This window comes from Paenibacillus sp. FW507-14B1B (genome assembly GCF_058781425.1).
Window position 1 is genome coordinate 1,465,479 of record NZ_JBYSWS010000001.1, and the last position, 16,026, is coordinate 1,481,504.

Annotated in this window: 16 protein-coding genes; all 16 read right to left on the reverse strand. The window is 45.4% G+C overall.

The window, feature by feature from the left end:
* Positions 1-447: a cell division protein SepF gene (locus tag AC3WJJ_RS07075; protein WP_422660389.1), complete on the reverse strand. Its 447-nt coding sequence runs from the start codon at positions 445-447 to the stop codon at positions 1-3.
* A gap of 2 nt (positions 448-449) precedes the next feature.
* Positions 450-1,139, reverse strand: a complete 690-nt coding sequence (locus tag AC3WJJ_RS07080; RefSeq protein ID WP_492539176.1) for a YggS family pyridoxal phosphate-dependent enzyme — start codon at positions 1,137-1,139, stop codon at positions 450-452.
* Between the two features lie 7 nt (positions 1,140-1,146).
* On the reverse strand, positions 1,147-1,995 hold the full coding sequence (gene pgeF, locus AC3WJJ_RS07085; protein WP_492539178.1) for a peptidoglycan editing factor PgeF: 849 nt from the start codon (positions 1,993-1,995) through the stop codon (positions 1,147-1,149).
* A 96-nt stretch (positions 1,996-2,091) separates the two neighbouring features.
* Positions 2,092-2,400, reverse strand: a complete 309-nt coding sequence (locus AC3WJJ_RS07090) for a YlmC/YmxH family sporulation protein (RefSeq protein WP_492539621.1) — start codon at positions 2,398-2,400, stop codon at positions 2,092-2,094.
* A 165-nt stretch (positions 2,401-2,565) separates the two neighbouring features.
* The gene (gene sigG / locus AC3WJJ_RS07095) at positions 2,566-3,348 is read right to left on the reverse strand and encodes an RNA polymerase sporulation sigma factor SigG (protein ID WP_422660385.1); all 783 of its coding nucleotides are present in this window, start codon (positions 3,346-3,348) and stop codon (positions 2,566-2,568) included.
* Between the two features lie 77 nt (positions 3,349-3,425).
* Entirely contained in the window at positions 3,426-4,148 is a 723-nt protein-coding gene (gene sigE / locus AC3WJJ_RS07100; RefSeq protein WP_422660384.1) for an RNA polymerase sporulation sigma factor SigE, read from the reverse strand.
* A gap of 116 nt (positions 4,149-4,264) precedes the next feature.
* Positions 4,265-5,242, reverse strand: a complete 978-nt coding sequence (gene spoIIGA, locus AC3WJJ_RS07105; protein WP_492539623.1) for a sigma-E processing peptidase SpoIIGA — start codon at positions 5,240-5,242, stop codon at positions 4,265-4,267.
* A 261-nt stretch (positions 5,243-5,503) separates the two neighbouring features.
* Positions 5,504-6,637, reverse strand: coding sequence for a cell division protein FtsZ (gene ftsZ / locus AC3WJJ_RS07110; protein ID WP_492539181.1), 1,134 nt, complete (start codon positions 6,635-6,637; stop codon positions 5,504-5,506).
* 57 nt (positions 6,638-6,694) lie between these two features.
* Positions 6,695-7,972, reverse strand: coding sequence for a cell division protein FtsA (ftsA, locus tag AC3WJJ_RS07115; RefSeq protein ID WP_492539183.1), 1,278 nt, complete (start codon positions 7,970-7,972; stop codon positions 6,695-6,697).
* Between the two features lie 198 nt (positions 7,973-8,170).
* Positions 8,171-8,938, reverse strand: a complete 768-nt coding sequence (locus AC3WJJ_RS07120; protein ID WP_492539185.1) for a cell division protein FtsQ/DivIB — start codon at positions 8,936-8,938, stop codon at positions 8,171-8,173.
* A 64-nt stretch (positions 8,939-9,002) separates the two neighbouring features.
* Positions 9,003-10,286: a UDP-N-acetylglucosamine 1-carboxyvinyltransferase gene (murA, locus tag AC3WJJ_RS07125; RefSeq protein WP_492539187.1), complete on the reverse strand. Its 1,284-nt coding sequence runs from the start codon at positions 10,284-10,286 to the stop codon at positions 9,003-9,005.
* Positions 10,287-10,302: 16 nt separating this feature from the next.
* Entirely contained in the window at positions 10,303-11,208 is a 906-nt protein-coding gene (gene murB / locus AC3WJJ_RS07130) for a UDP-N-acetylmuramate dehydrogenase (RefSeq protein WP_422660379.1), read from the reverse strand.
* Positions 11,209-11,368: 160 nt separating this feature from the next.
* Positions 11,369-12,478 carry an undecaprenyldiphospho-muramoylpentapeptide beta-N-acetylglucosaminyltransferase gene (gene murG, locus AC3WJJ_RS07135; RefSeq protein ID WP_492539189.1) on the reverse strand — a complete coding sequence of 370 codons (1,110 nt, stop codon included), beginning with the start codon at positions 12,476-12,478 and terminating at the stop codon, positions 11,369-11,371.
* Between the two features lie 5 nt (positions 12,479-12,483).
* Positions 12,484-13,581: a stage V sporulation protein E gene (gene spoVE / locus AC3WJJ_RS07140; RefSeq protein WP_492539191.1), complete on the reverse strand. Its 1,098-nt coding sequence runs from the start codon at positions 13,579-13,581 to the stop codon at positions 12,484-12,486.
* A gap of 49 nt (positions 13,582-13,630) precedes the next feature.
* A complete protein-coding gene (gene murD / locus AC3WJJ_RS07145; RefSeq protein WP_492539193.1) occupies positions 13,631-15,052 on the reverse strand; it encodes a UDP-N-acetylmuramoyl-L-alanine--D-glutamate ligase in 1,422 nt (473 codons plus the stop codon).
* A gap of 2 nt (positions 15,053-15,054) precedes the next feature.
* Positions 15,055-16,020 carry a phospho-N-acetylmuramoyl-pentapeptide-transferase gene (mraY, locus tag AC3WJJ_RS07150; RefSeq protein WP_422660375.1) on the reverse strand — a complete coding sequence of 322 codons (966 nt, stop codon included), beginning with the start codon at positions 16,018-16,020 and terminating at the stop codon, positions 15,055-15,057.
* Positions 16,021-16,026: the final 6 nt, after the last annotated feature.

Consider the following 16,026-nt stretch of genomic DNA (forward strand, 5'->3'; position numbering starts at 1 on the left):
TCACCTCATTCTGTTGTAATCTTGCTCGTCTGCTAAAATCTCGGTGATCGAACCCTGGATCTCAACGGTATCCGGCGTGCAAAGAAAGATGTTGCCACCCACTTTGGAAATGCCTCCACCAAGTGCATATACAGTTCCACTAAGAAAATCTATAATACGCAGTGCTTGATCGTTACGGACACGTTGCAGATTAACGACAACCGTGCGGAAAGACCGCAGATGATCCGCGATATCCTGAGCCTCATCATAAGAACGGGGCTCTACGAGGACAACCTTTACATTTTTCTGTGAATGTATACTTACCACATTGCCACCCTTAGCATTTTTACGATTCTCGAACGGCGGTGTTTCCACCGGCTCTTCTTGCGAAGCAAGTACTTCTCGTTCGACAACCTCTTCTTCATCCTGCAATCCAAGGAAATTCATAAACCGGTTCATCACGCCCATTGTCACTCCTCCTCTTTTCCAACTAATATCGAGCCCAGACGCACCCAGGTTGCCCCTTCTTCAATAGCCACTTCGAAATCATTAGACATCCCCATGGATAATTCAGTAATCGGCTCCGGCGTAAGCGCCTGAAGGTTCAGCTCATCTCTTAGTTGCCTTAATCCACGGAATACGGGTCTCGTATCCTCTGCAGATGATTCAAAAGGGGCCATGGTCATAAGCCCGATTACATTGACATGCTTCAAGCGGTTGATTTCTTTAAGAAAAGAAGCCGCCTGTTCAGGCTGCAGACCATACTTCGTTGCTTCACCTGAAATATTCACCTGCATAAATGCAGAGACTTGTACATCCAGGGCAGCTGCTTTCTTCTCCAGTTCATTAGCAAGAGATAGTCGATCTAGCGAATGAATATATTGAAATTTACCGATCACATCTTTGACCTTATTCGTCTGGAGATGACCGATAAAATGCCATATCCCTCGTTCACCAAGAGCACGCCATTTCTCTTCGGCAGTCTGCCAGCGATTCTCCCCGATATGACGAATGCCATGATCCAATACAGCTGCGGTCATGTCAACCGAGACGTATTTGGTTACTGCGATCACACCCACCTCATCCCGGTTCCTTCCGCTTCTGCGGCAAGCTTCCGACACCTGCTGTTCCACTTGACTAATGCGCTCTTTCAAACTCAAGGGAGACTCACCTCTTTCTCATTCCAATCCAGCTCGCCATACGCCCTGTCGTACCTTCGTCCTTACGGTATGAAAAGAATAAATCGTTACGACAGCTTGTACACCAAGAAGTACATTCGATATGATCCGTCATTATTCCTGCTTTTATCATAATGTGTCTGTTTATTTCTTTCAAGTTGAGCATATATTTACCGTTTCCCTTGTCGACGTAAAGTAAAGCTGAGTCTATGTTATTACCCTCTACAGTCAACCCTAAATCGTTAACCTTGGACATCACTTTATCGTCTACCTCATAGCAGCACTGGCCAATAGAAGGTCCTATAGCTGTTCTAATGTCTTTAGGAGAACTTCCAAACTCACTCGTCATCTCCTCGATCATCCGGCTCGCTATGCCTGCTACAGTCCCTTTCCAGCCTGCGTGAGCCAGTCCAACGACCTCTTTAACCGGATCCCAAAAATACAAAGGCACACAGTCAGCATAATAGGAAGCCAGCAGCACACCCGGAGTATTCGTTAGCAATCCATCTGTATCTTGAATCGCTGATTGCCGATCCAGACTCCCTCTTCCACGCTCGGATGGCCCAACCACAGCAATTTCACTACGATGAACTTGTTCACCACAGGTCCAATCCTCAAGCGAGAAACCAAGCATTTCAGCTGTACGTCTCCGGTTCTCGATCACGTCTTCCTGATTATCTCCTACATGGAGAGCCAAATTAAGACTATTATAAGGAGCCGCGCCTACACCGCCATCTCGCCCACTAAAGCCGGCCGTGAGACCGGCTCTTTCATCTTTCCACGATTCCAGCATAAACAAGCTTGGTCCCTGCTGGTCTTGCTTCACAAACGGTTCCATGTTATTCACCTCTACATCAGTGTAACAGAAAAGCGTCCGCCGATACATTTTCTAAGCTAAAAGCTCTCCTCCAAGGGTCCATTACTGACAACAGCTTTAATAAGTTCTTCGGTCTCCACGCTCAGGACGCTCAAGATATCCTATAGGCTCCTGCTCATCAGATACTTTCCTGACTTCCTCCATCTTCACCAGCACCACGTCTGAACCGATCTTCACGATATTCCGCCATGGGATGACAAGGTCGCTTCCGCCCCCAAACAGCCCCATGAATTTCCCATAACTCGGTACAACAATGGCTTCAATGCGCCCTTGCCTTAAATCAAGCTCCAGATCACTTACCTGACCAAGTCTTTTGCCATCAATAATATTGATGACATCTTTAGTTTGAAAGTCGGAAATTTTCATCATTTTCCCCACCATCTGATTATCGGATATCACCGTCATCACACCCTAGATGTACTATATTTCAATATATGTAGGCAGCCCGCAAAATAACTACTTTTTTAAGACAAAGAAAAAACGACCCCTATAAAAGGGATCGTGTTGTAGTTCCATTCCAGTTACGACACATTACGTTTTAACATGTTTCTGCATTTGTTTGATAGCTGATTTCTCAAGACGTGAAACTTGAGCCTGCGAAATACCGATCTCGTCAGCGACTTCCATTTGAGTCTTTCCTTCGTAAAAACGCATGGACAAAATCATTTTTTCACGCTGTCCCAGCTTATGCATTGCTTCACGGAGTGCAATCTCCTCAATCCAGGAAATATCTTTGTTCTTATCATCACTGATCTGATCCATTACGAAAATAGGGTCTCCACCATCGTTATAAATCGGTTCAAATAAAGAAACAGGATCCTGAATGGCATCAAGTGCAAACACAACGTCTTCTTTCGGAACATTCAGTGCCTCGGAAATTTCAAAAATGGTCGGTTCACGTGAATTCAAATTCGTAAGCTGATCCCTAACCTGCAGCGCTTTATAAGCGATATCTCTTAAGGACCTTGATACACGAATCGGATTATTGTCCCTTAAGTAGCGGCGTATTTCTCCGATAATCATCGGTACAGCGTAGGTGGAGAACTTAACGTTTTGTGATAGATCGAAATTATCAATGGCTTTCATAAGGCCGATGCATCCCACCTGGAACAGGTCATCCACAAATTCACCGCGATTATTAAAACGCTGAATGACACTAAGCACCAATCTCAAGTTACCGTTAACCAATTTTTCTCTAGCCAAAAGTTCGTTGTTCTGCTGTAAGGAATGAAAAAGTTCTCTCATCTCCACATTCGTCAGAACCGGCAATTTTGCCGTATCCACACCACAAATCTCAACTTTGTTTCGGGTCATGATGACTAACCTCCCAAGGAGAAACATTACTGTACATTATCTCCCTGGGTCTTTATTTTATTCCTGACCTTTTCCAGTTAAACCATCTTGTTGAATTCTTTACGCAGTCGTTTTATTATCCGCTTTTCCAATCGGGAAATGTAGGATTGTGAGATTCCAAGCATATCTGCCACGTCTTTTTGCGTCTTTTCTTCCCCGTCCTGAAGACCGAAACGAAGCTCCATAATCATGCGTTCCCTGTCGCTCAATTTATCAAGTGCTTTTTGCAAAAGTTTACGATCTACCTGTTCCTCGATATTCCGGCCAATCGTATCATTTTCCGTTCCCAACACATCAGATAAAAGGAGCTCATTTCCATCCCAATCTATGTTTAAGGGTTCGTCGAACGATACCTCACTACGTGTTTTACTATTTCTTCGCAGGTACATTAGGATCTCATTCTCGATACAACGCGAAGCGTATGTAGCTAATTTGATTTTTTTCTCTGGGTCAAAAGTATTTACCGCTTTTATTAATCCAATAGCTCCGATGGAGACCAGATCCTCAATGTTAATCCCTGTGTTCTCGAATTTACGAGCGATATAAACGACTAGTCTGAGATTCCGTTCAATGAGCATTGCGCGAATAGCAGCGTCTCCGGACGGAAGCTTTTGAAGGAGAAACTCCTCTTCTTCTCTAGTCAGTGGAGGAGGCAGTGCTTCACTACCACCGATATAATAGATTTCCTGACTTTTTAATCCCAGTAAGAATAAAACACGATAATACTGCAGCTGTAACGTTAATCTCCATTTTACAGGCATCTCTTATCCTCCTAAAAGTTTTCCGAAGGAAAACTAACTTCGTAAGCGTAATCCTAGTTTCCCAAGGGGAAACTAACTTCGTAAGCGTTATCCACAGATCATCTCTCAAAGCAGGGCTACACGAGATTCTCCTGCATATCGAGATATTCTGTGTCCGTGCATTCAACCAACCTTCCCTCTCCCTCTGTTAGACTCGGATGAATGATTGCCTGGTAGGCTCCTTCTCCTGAGAGTGTGCCCCCATCAAACCCAATAAGCACCTTCGTAGAAACATACTCCTTGCCCCCGAGTTCAATCCGTACAGTGTCAGGTTTAATCGCTAGCATAAATGCCGCTCCGCGATTCACTCCGCGATACGGTACGAGCCTTAACCGATCCTGCCAGATGAAATCATTATCCCCGAGTTCCATAATGAGTTTGTCCGGTTCACCCTCCGCCAGCTTTTTACACCACGCTTCAGGAAGTTCAGATTCCCATAAGATAGCCTCCATCACCATCACTGGCGTTCGTGTTAACGGATCACTCAACTGATTTCCAGTATCAAGCAATCCAGTGCACATAATCGTCTTATCACCAATACATACAGTGACGTGTCCCATTAGATGCTCGCGATTTTCAACTTGACGCCGATTGGTCTGCACAGCTTTAAAGACTAAAATCACAACAAAAAAAGCAATACAAGCAAACCAAAATCCAACCTTTAATTCGAACGTAAGCCCGCCCGAGGCTGTATACCAGATTCCGCTAAAAAGTTCTCCCGAATTTTGCATCAAATAATGAATACCAATAATACCTCCAGCGGCTGCAAAGTTTACCATGTAGAATGACGCTAAGTTTCGCATGTAACTTTGCAAGCTGATAAACCCGAAGGCAATCCACAACATCATTAAAGAAAGCCCGAACTTGATCAGAAAAGTAAATAAGAACGTCAAATCCGGCACGAACATCATCACCACGTACAGTGCACCTACTGCTGCCGATAGAGAGAGTCTCCACCACTTCGGCTTTAATCTCCTCATCCAAGCTGTGAGAGCAAGCAATATACCATCGATGAGCAGGTTTGCTAGAAAGATTAAATCGATATAAACAACCAGGGTCTTCACCCGCCTAGCCGGAATCTTTCCGGGGTTATTGTTGTTCTGAGCTGTGGGAGATGATTTTAGTATAAGAAGAATAGAAATCAAAGTCTGTCTAAACCTGTGGGTTGTCCACCGACTATTTTTGTCGATGTGAGGCAGTTTATAGAGGTCTTTCAGAATTTAGATATAGAAAGATGGGCGGAAGGGACATCAAATCGGTATGAAAAATCGAAAAAAGCCCGCTCTCTCCTAAGAGAGAAACGGGCTTTCGATAAATTAATCGTTGTTGCGGGAGCGATTGCGAAGGAATGTCGGAATATCCAGTTGATCATTGTTTCCCTGATTTCCGAATGGTCTCAGGTTCACATTACTCTTGTCGGTCTGTTGTTGAGGTTGGCTTTGGCCTTCACCTTGTGATACAGGACGACGTCCTGGTTGAGGTGGTGCTTGCATAGGCTTGCTTTCGAAGCCAGTAGCAATAACCGTTACCTTAATCTCTTCCTTCATATTCTCTTCGATAATCGCACCGAAGATCATATTCACTTCTGGATCGGACGCAGAAGTGACAATTTCTGCAGCTTCATTGACCTCATAGAGAGACAAATTCGCCCCACCTGTAATATTCATAATGACTCCCCGTGCACCTTCGATCGAAGTTTCGAGGAGTGGACTCATAATCGCTTTACGCGCAGCTTCAGCCGCACGGTTCTCACCCGTAGCCATACCAATACCCATGAGCGCTGAACCACGCTCAGTCATGATAGTCTTAACATCGGCAAAGTCAAGGTTGATGAGACCGGGTACAGCGATCAAGTCCGAAATACCTTGTACCGCTTGTCTAAGAACATTATCCGCTTCACGGAATGCTTCGAGCATAGGCGTCTTCTTGTCTACGATCTCTAGCAAACGATCATTCGGAATAACGATCAATGTATCAACTTTCTCTTTCAGAGCCTCTATACCAAGCTCTGCATGAGAAGAACGTTTACGGCCTTCAAATGTGAACGGGCGAGTGACAACACCTACTGTCAATGCGCCACACTCTTTCGCGATTTCAGCGATAACTGGAGCTGCACCAGTACCTGTTCCGCCACCCATACCAGCTGTGACAAAAACCATGTCAGCACCTTTCAGTGTGTTCATGATCAGGTCGCGAGACTCTTCTGCTGCCTTTTTACCTACTTCAGGATTCGCACCAGCACCAAGTCCACGTGTCAGCTTGTCTCCAATTTGCAATTTATGCTCGGACTTCGCAAGATGTAGTGCTTGCGCATCCGTATTCACCGTTATAAATTCGACGCCTTGGACGCCGTTTTCAATCATGCGGTTAACTGCATTACTACCGCCGCCACCTACCCCAATTACTTTAATCTGGGCCAGGCTCTCCATTTCAAAATCAAATTCCAACATCTAATCCATCTCCCCCTCAATGTGCGCGGATGGCACGTCCACTGTCAAATGAACCCGCTATATAAACTCGCTGAACATATTTTTTAAACGTTCGATAAATCCCGGCTTCTGGCTGCTGCTTTCCTGTGTTGCTGCGGCAGGATTTTGCTTCACGCGGTTCACCGGTTTTTTTGTATTATTGCTACTGTTTCCTCCACTCGGACGTACTCGTACGTTCCGAATCGCATTATGGAGAATTCCGACTCCACTGCAATATCCTGGGTCGCGTACGCCGATAAAATCGGGAACAGCAATCCGGACAGAAGTCGCCAGTTCGGCTTGTGCCACCTCTAGCACTCCAGGCATGGACATTGTACCACCAGTAAGTATATAACCTCCTGGAAGCTCACTGTAACCTAGGCGCTTAATTTCTTGGCGTACCAATTGAAAAATTTCTTGGACACGAGGCTCAATAATTGCTGCGAGATCCTCTTGAGTAAATTCCTTATCCACATTGCTTCCAATCCGTGTTACTTTGAACATCACTTCCGGAGCTGCGTTATCCATTAACGCGCATCCGTATTTCAACTTTACCTTCTCAGCTTGGTCTGTAAGTGTCCGAAGTCCATAAGCAATATCATTTGTTACAAAATCTCCACCAATTGGCAGTGTAGATGTTGCTGATATGCTTCCTCCCTCGAATACGGCAAGCGTTGTAGATCCTGCTCCAATATCAACCAGAACAGATCCCATCGTCTTCTCGTCCTTCGATAGTGCAAGCTGTCCCGCTCCGAGTGGAATGAGTACGAGGTCTTTCACTTTAAGGCCAGACTTTTCCACACAGCGTAACAAATTATGTATGGCCGTTTTGGCACCTGTAATAATTGTTGCTTCTACCTCAAGACGTACGCCAATCATTCCACGTGGATCAGAAATCCCTTCTAATCCATCTACCACAAACTGTCTTGCAACTACATCGATAATTTCCCGATCCGGAGGTAATGCAACAACTTCGGCTGCTTTAAGCACCCGATCGATATCATCCTCACCAATTTCCCGATCCTCGTTCGATACTGCCACTACACCGTGGCTCGATTGAAGTCCAATATGATTCCCAGAAATGCCGACGTACACTTCGGATATTTGAATTTCAACCATACGCTCCGCATGGTCAACGGCACTGCGAATGGATTGTACGGTCTGATCGATATCTACAATTGCACCTTTTCGAATTCCCTCCGAGTCGGCAGATCCAACTCCAATAATATTAAAGGTTCCATTATTAATTTCCCCAATAATAGCACGAACTTTGGATGTACCGATGTCCAAACTAACAATGATGTCATTGTTGCTCAAGCTCTGGCACCTCCTGTTTCTCTCATTAGTAAATTATTAATATAATAACACTTTTCTACTTATTCAACACGCACGGGGCTTTCCCTCTTTTTTCTACAATTTTTTTAGTGCCAACATCTGCTAGAATATGCCCAAAAAGTCAGAGAAAAAAGAGGGAGCAGGTTGAGGTGTTAATACGTTTAATTGTAACATTTCTTCCTACTCCTGAGTAGGGGGCTCTTCGGCCCCCTGCTCTAGTTTCTCTGGCTTAAAAGGCTCATAGGAATCTGCCTCGAGCATCGTAATAATGCCGGGCTGTTCCATCTCAATCACCTGATTAAGATATTCGACTTTGTCACGCAACAGAGAGACCGCAGTAATCACTTCGAATTTAGAACGAGTATATAGTTTAATACGGTCAGGAAAAGAAGGAGTTGGCGATGGTAAAATCTCAGAAATGTCAGAAGTCATACTGTTAGGTATATCGGCTAATACTTTGCTTAGTTTAGCTTTGTTTGGATCCTTCGGATCCCACTGCGTCAAAATAGGCTTTTCAACAGCAATTCCGCTGGCGGAAACTGGAATTGACTTGCCGTTAGCTAATATCGCCTGCAAACTTCCATTGTTAGCCAGTTCATAGGCTACCGTCGGAAATTCAACAACATTAACATTAACTACCCCAGGAAACTGCTTGTCTACTTCCACCGTTTCAATGGTTCCTAACGCTGCTAAATTCTCTTTCACTTTCTCCGCATCCACACTGAAGTACTGCACTCCAATAGCAAGCCCCGCTTTTTCCTTGAGTTGCTCCTCCGTATTAAACGTATTTCCTGTAAAGTGAATCTCGCTAATTTTACTGACAGGTGAACGGAAAAATAACACAATTAGTAAAGCTAGAAAAAGAAGCATTAAAATAAATATAATCTTTCTACCACTTCTCATTTTAGGCCTGTCCTCTTTCAGAACAGGAATTTGATTCTTTGGCATATCCTCTCTCTCCAGAAAGACCTGTCATCCCTCCCATCAGAGGGAGGGATGCTTCAGGACATCGTCAATTGGCTAAATCTAGTGGTTTAGGTACGGGTGATTGACGAATAATCTTCGCCCCTAAACCTTGGAACATATTCTCAATCCGGTCATAGCCACGATCAATATGGTGAATTTGTTCCACTACCGTTGTTCCTTGAGCAGCAAGCCCTGCAATAACTAACGCAGCACCGGCCCGAAGGTCGGTTGCCTCCACAGTAGCACCATAAATGCGCTGTACTCCACGGATAAATGCACAATTTAGATCTGTAGAGATGTCCGCCCCCATACGAGATAGTTCCTCTACATGCTTGAAGCGTCCTTCAAATACCGTCTCTTTCATTACACTGAAGCCATCTGCAAGTGATAAGAGTACCATCACTTGAGATTGCAGATCTGTCGGAAACGATGGGTACGGAGATGTTACAATCCGCTCAACCGCTTTAGGACGACCCATACAGCTTATATTCATTATATCATTGCAGATACTAGTTTGAACACCAGCGCGCTTAAGCACGTGAATAAGAGAATTTAAATGCGATGGATTACACCTAGTCATCGTCACGGAGCCACGTGTAGCAGCAGCTGCAATCATGACAGTCCCGGCAACAATACGATCAGGAATTATTTCATAGTCGCAAGCCTCAAGCCTTTCGACACCCTGAATGGTAATCGTGTCCGTGCCAGCCCCTATGATGTTAGCCCCCATCTTGTTCAAGAAGTGTTGTAAGTCTTGAATTTCCGGCTCCCTAGCTGCATTAGACAACACGGTAGTGCCTTTCGCTGTTGCAGCCGCCATCATAATATTTTCGGTTGCTCCTACACTGGCAAAATCAAGATGAATATCAGCACCTATTAAACGGCTTGCTCTACAATGAATCTTTTGATCACTTTCTTCGATTTCGGCACCAAGCGCTTGAAGACCTTGAAGATGTAGATCAATTTTACGTTCACCAATTGCGCAGCCTCCAGGCTGATAAATCGTAACCTCACCGAACCTAGCAAGCAGAGGCCCCATCAAAAAAATGGAGGATCTCATCTGCTTCATTAAATCTTCTGGTACATGAAACGAATTGGCAGATGAAGTATCCACAGTGACTGTCTCTAGTTCATGCTTACACTTTGAACCTAGACGACTTAGTATGTTCAACATTACTTCAATATCCAGCAGATGTGGAACATTACTTAGCCGAACATTTCCTTCGGCAAGAAGACTTGCCGCTAGAATCGGTAAAGCAGCGTTTTTCGCTCCATGGATACGTATGGTTCCTGATAAGGGGCTTCCGCCCTCAATCACCAATTTGTCCAATGTATCACCTCCGAGTTTACCGCTCCCCCATGACGTAAACTTCAGGTACCAGTGTAATTCCGTTTTTCTCAGCAATGGTTTCCTGAACTTGCTTCATTAGGGCGAGCACGTCCTCTGCTGTCGCTTGACCGGTGTTCTCAATGAAATTGGCGTGCTGCTTGGAAATCTCTGCGCCTCCGATTCGAAGCCCCTTTAGTCCCGCCGCCTCTATCAACCTTGCGGCATGATCACCCGGTGGATTTCGGAACACACTACCCGCTGTCGCGGATTGGAGAGGCTGTGTACGACGTCTACGGTCCTTATAGGACGCCATAGCTGCTGAAATTTCCTTTCGGTCTCCATGCTGAAGCTTGAATACCGCTTGGGTTACGATTCCCTTCCGATCATGAAGAACAGAATGACGATAATCAAACTCCATATCTTCCGCAGCATAATTCACCAATTCACCTGATTCCAGTACAATGTCAGCGGACTTAAATATGCGTGACACATCAGACCCGTGGGCACCGGCATTCATATAAACAGCCCCTCCGACAGACCCAGGTATCCCTCCAGCAAACTCCAGTCCAGTCAATCCTTCTTTACCGGCTAGAACGCTGAGTTTAACGAAAGACATACTTCCTCCGGCTGTTACCATGTCCCCGTCAAACACTACCTCGTCAAATCCCTGACCCAGCTTGATGACGGCTCCACGAATCCCTTTATCGGATATAAGCATATTGGATCCGCGCCCTAGCTGTGTCCACGGAATGCGGTGGATATGGAGAATGGACATCAATTCCGCCAATTGTTCCTTCGTTTCCGGGACAATCAGAACATCGGCAGGACCGCCTATTTTCCAGGTTGTATACTTTGCCAGCGGTTCATTCTTAAATATTGCTCCAACATTTGATTGCGATAGCTGTGATTCCCACTGCTGCATCTTACAAAAACCTCCCTTAACTTCAAAACCGAAAAGGCCATTCCTCGGCTTAGCAAGGAGATGGCCGCTCTGGATGATTCCGGCCTCTTGGGTGAGATTGTCACGATTATAGAGTATCTTATGTAAGGCTCTATAGGTGTGTGACAATCGCCCAGCCGTTTTAACGGTTGCTTACCAACCGGCGTATTTCCTCAACAATTACAGCAGCTGAATCAGGCTTTCCAAGCTGCCTTGACGCTTTAGACATCGCTTGACGTACTTTCTCATTACCCATAACTTCTTCAATACGAGTGAACAGTGTTTCGGCAGAAAGTTCTTTTTCCAAAATCATTCGTGACGCCCCCGCGTCTTCGAGCTGTCGTGCATTAGCTTCTTGGTGATTATTGGTCACATTCGGGGAAGGAATAAGCACGGAAGGAATGCCGAGTGACGTGATTTCTGCTAAAAATGAAGCACCCGCTCGATTCACAATCAATGATGTGGAAGCAAGCACTTCTGGCATATTGTGAATATAAGGTACGATATGAAGTTGATTCGGCATCGTACCTAACTCACTTCTCACGGCTTCACGAGTCCCTTCAAAGTACAATTCTCCCGTTACATAAACAAAATGTACATTCGGTAACCTCTTAAGCATAGGAGCCATACCGATCATCGCCGTATTGATAGCCCTTGCGCCGCGGCTTCCTCCAACAACGAGAACGACAGTACTGTCCATCGGAATTCCAAGTGATGCAAAGCCACGCTCACGATTAGCGGATTGAACGGTAGTGGCCCGAGGATTGCCTGTGTAAATCACTCTCTTCGCTTTGGGAAAAGATTTCTCTGATCCTTCAAAACTAACAGCAACCGTTGAAGCATAGCGACTTAGAAATTGATTCGTCAACCCTGGAATCGCATTCTGCTCATGAATCATCGTTGGGATGCCGAGTTTAGAAGCTGCATAAACGACAGGTCCACAGACGTAACCACCTGTCCCAATAACGACATCTGGCTTAAATTCTTTAAGCATTTTTTTACTTGTAGAAACACCTTTTAGAAAGCGCATGACTGTCTTTACATTATCAAATGACAGTTTCCGGCGGAAACCGGTAATATCAATACTTTCAAATGGAAGGTTTTCCTGAGGAACAAGCTTGCTTTCCAAGCCTTGCTTGCCTCCGATATATAAAAAAGCGGTGCTCGGATCCTCCGCTTCACATTGTCTAGCAATAGCGACAGCAGGGTATATATGTCCCCCTGTTCCGCCGCCGGTTAATACGACACGCATGCCGTTCACCTCGCATAACGGGATATATTTAATAAAATGCCTAGCGCGGTCAGCATCAGCGTCAAAGAGCTGCCTCCATAGCTGATCAGTGGGAGCGTAATACCTGTTACTGGCATTAGACCAATAACAACTCCGATGTTAATAACGACCTGTATTGCAACCATACCAATAATTCCTACAGCTAGCAGACTTCCAAAACCGTCTTGCACGGTCATCGCCACTCTCATTCCACGCCACACGAGTGTAAGAAATAAGAGTAGTACGATTAAGCCACCGATAAACCCAAGCTCTTCAGCCAAGATAGCAAAGATAAAGTCGGTCTGAGGCTCTGGGACATAACTGTATTTCTGGCGACTCATTCCAAGTCCTAAACCCCCAAGCCCACCTGGTCCAATCGCATAGAGGGACTGTATAATCTGATATCCTGTTCCAAGAGGATCAGACCAAGGATCTAAGAAACCTGTAATCCGTTTCAACCGATACGGTGCGGTAAGGATAAGTCCAATGAACCCCGCAACTCCGCCCAAAGCGAGAAACCCCAAATGTTTCATTCTCGCACCAGCTGTAAACACGATCATAAGAGCTGCTCCTAGCATGACAGCTCCTGTACCAAGGTCCGGCTGGAGCATGATCAATCCGAACGCAAGACCAATTAACCCAAGAGGTGGGATTAACCCCTTCGAGAACGAAGTGATATCATAATCTTCACGGCTGAGCCATCTGGATAAATACAGGATCATACCTAGCTTCATAAATTCCGAGGGCTGTATACCGAACGAACTAATACCAAGCCAGCTTCTCGCTCCGCCTCGGACAACACCTACACCCGGGATCAATACGATTACAAGCATAAAAAAGCAAATCAGCAAGCCAAATTTCGCATATTTCTTCCACACGCGAAAATCCATATTGGCCGTGAAATACATGGCAGCAAGTCCAAGTCCAGCGAACAATAACTGCCGCTTCACAAAATAAAACCGATCTCCGTAATCGTGAAAAGCGAGTACGGACCCTGCGCTATATACCATAACGATACCGATAGTCAGCAGAGCCAAAATACAAATCAGGAGCCATAAATCAGGCGCCGGACGATTCTTGTTCATGAAGAGGCCACCTTTAGCATACGAAGTAGGGGCTTATCCACCCCCCTACTTACAGATTATGCACCGCCTCTTTAAAAATGCTTCCACGTACCTCATAAGAAGAAAACATATCCCAGCTTGCACATGCTGGAGAGAGAAGAACGATGTCTCCTGGCTCAGCAAGAGCAGCAGCTTTCTTCACAGCGTCAGTAAGTACTGCGGCGGCGTCCTCATCATTATCGACGAGTATAATTTGCTTTAATCCCGCTTGTTCTGCAGCTTTCGCTATTTTTTCCTTTGTTTCGCCAATGAGTACTACGGATTTGACACGTTCTCTTAAAGAAGGCACAAGCTCTTCATAGTCGGATCCTCGATCAAGTCCACCACCGATAAGAACAATTGGACGCTTAAACGATGTTAAAGCCATATTGGTAGCCTTAGAATTAGTAGCTTTAGAGTTGTTATAGTAAGAGACTCCATTTTTATCCATTACAAATTCAAGACGGTGTTCTACCCCCCCGAAATTTTGTAACGGTTCTGCAAACGAATCCATATCTGCACCAGCTGCAATCGCGATTGCACATGCTGCAAGTGCGTTGCCAACGTTAAATCTACCAGGCAAGCCTATCTCTTCGACCGAGATGATCTCATGGCTGATGCCTTTATCGTCCGTATATACCACCTTACGACTCAGTTCATCTTCTACACCAGGCAAGTATGGCGGAACCACATGCACACCTTCTTGAAGGTTTTCACTCAGCGAAAAAGGCACAATATGAGCTTTTATATACGGCACGAGGCTCCGGCATACCGGATCATCCCAATTGAGTACAGCAGTGTCTTCTGCTGTCTGATTGCTAAACAACTTAGCTTTGGAGGCAACATAATCCTCCATACCACCATGGTAATCCAAATGTGTCTCCGCCAAATTCAAAAGACAGGCAATACGTGGACGAAAGTCCTCCGTTCCCTTCAACTGAAAGCTGCTAAGTTCAACAACCATCCAATCGTCTTCCGATGCTTCCTGCGCAGCTTGGCACAGTGGAGTTCCAATGTTCCCAGCAATAATAGGAGACATGCCTGCAGCCTTCAGAAGTTTACCTACCCATGTCGTAGTCGTCGTCTTACCATTCGAACCTGTGATCCCGATCATCGGTGCACGGCATAGATGAGAGGCAACCTCTACCTCTGTCACAACCGGAATACCCAGTTCTTCAGCTCTCAACACAGGTGATACATGATAAGGAATACCCGGGTTCTTCACCAAAAGAGCAACACCCTCATGGATTAGACCTTCCGGATGCTCTCCGCAGATGACAGAAATACCCAAAGCTTCGAGTTCCGAAGCTTCGGGACATTCTTCCCGCTCTTTTTTATCATTAACGGTAACGATCGCTCCCGCATCGTGGAGAACTTTAGCCACCTGAACTCCGCTTTTGGCCAGTCCTAAGACAATAACTTCCTTATCTCGGTAAAATTCTGGATGCTTCATCTTTACAACCCCTTGTTAATATAAAGTCCTAGACCCGCAAGTACGATACCTACTACCCAAAATGTAATGACCACACGCCACTCTGACCAACCTGATAACTCAAAGTGATGGTGGATCGGACTCATTTTGAAAATCCGTTTGCCTCTGGTCTTGAATGAAGCCACCTGCAGAACGACCGACAGCATCTCTATAACGAATACCCCACCAATGATCAAAAAGAGCAATTCACTCTTCGTTACGATTGCGATAGCACCGATGGCGCCTCCGATTCCGAGCGAGCCTGTATCCCCCATAAATACTTTAGCCGGATGGGCATTGAATACGAGGAAGCCAAGTACAGCACCGATCATGGCAGCAGCACAAAATGCAGCAGCAAACGAAGTAGACTGAATTGCAACCAGCGCATAAGCTCCGAATGCAATTGCACTCACACCGGAAAGCAGTCCATCAAGTCCGTCCGTAAAGTTAACCGCATTACTAATAGCAAGCATCATAATAATGATGAAAGGATAGTAAAACCAGCCTCCCCAGTCAAAAGACCAATCGGTCCCTGGAATACCAATAGCCGTGCTATGACCATTGGCAATAAGAAGCCAGCACATAATACCAGAAAACAATAGCTGACCAAACAATTTTTGAAGAGCAGTCAATCCCAAAGAACGTTTGAACACGATTTTCACATAGTCATCCAAAAATCCAATCAGACCGAACCCTAGTGTACCTACAAGCAATACATAGAAGTTCGTATCTACAGGTGAAAACTTCAGAAAGGTCAAAGTAAATGCAAGTAAGATAATAACCCCGCCCATGGTTGGGGTCCCTGCTTTTTTAAGGTGACTTTGCGGACCATCGTCCCGAACCTGCTGACCAAATTTCATCCGGCGAAGCAGCGGAATAAGCAGCGGTGCGGATATGACAGCAAGTACGAACGATACGCCGATCGTCAGCAATAACAGTTGAAAGTCCATGAAATC

Coding starts and splice junctions, on each gene's coding strand:
- AC3WJJ_RS07075 (WP_422660389.1), bottom strand. CDS start 447: ATGGGCGTGATGAACCGGTTTATGAATTTCCTTGGATTGCAGGATGAA.
- pgeF (WP_492539178.1), bottom strand. CDS start 1,995: ATGGAACCGTTTGTGAAGCAAGACCAGCAGGGACCAAGCTTGTTTATG.
- AC3WJJ_RS07090 (WP_492539621.1), bottom strand. CDS start 2,400: ATGAAAATTTCCGACTTTCAAACTAAAGATGTCATCAATATTATTGAT.
- sigG (WP_422660385.1), bottom strand. CDS start 3,348: ATGACCCGAAACAAAGTTGAGATTTGTGGTGTGGATACGGCAAAATTG.
- sigE (WP_422660384.1), bottom strand. CDS start 4,148: ATGCCTGTAAAATGGAGATTAACGTTACAGCTGCAGTATTATCGTGTT.
- ftsZ (WP_492539181.1), bottom strand. CDS start 6,637: ATGTTGGAATTTGATTTTGAAATGGAGAGCCTGGCCCAGATTAAAGTA.
- AC3WJJ_RS07120 (WP_492539185.1), bottom strand. CDS start 8,938: ATGCCAAAGAATCAAATTCCTGTTCTGAAAGAGGACAGGCCTAAAATG.
- murB (WP_422660379.1), bottom strand. CDS start 11,208: ATGCAGCAGTGGGAATCACAGCTATCGCAATCAAATGTTGGAGCAATA.
- murG (WP_492539189.1), bottom strand. CDS start 12,478: ATGCGTGTCGTATTAACCGGCGGCGGAACAGGGGGACATATATACCCT.
- spoVE (WP_492539191.1), bottom strand. CDS start 13,581: ATGAACAAGAATCGTCCGGCGCCTGATTTATGGCTCCTGATTTGTATT.
- murD (WP_492539193.1), bottom strand. CDS start 15,052: ATGAAGCATCCAGAATTTTACCGAGATAAGGAAGTTATTGTCTTAGGA.
- mraY (WP_422660375.1), bottom strand. CDS start 16,020: ATGGACTTTCAACTGTTATTGCTGACGATCGGCGTATCGTTCGTACTT.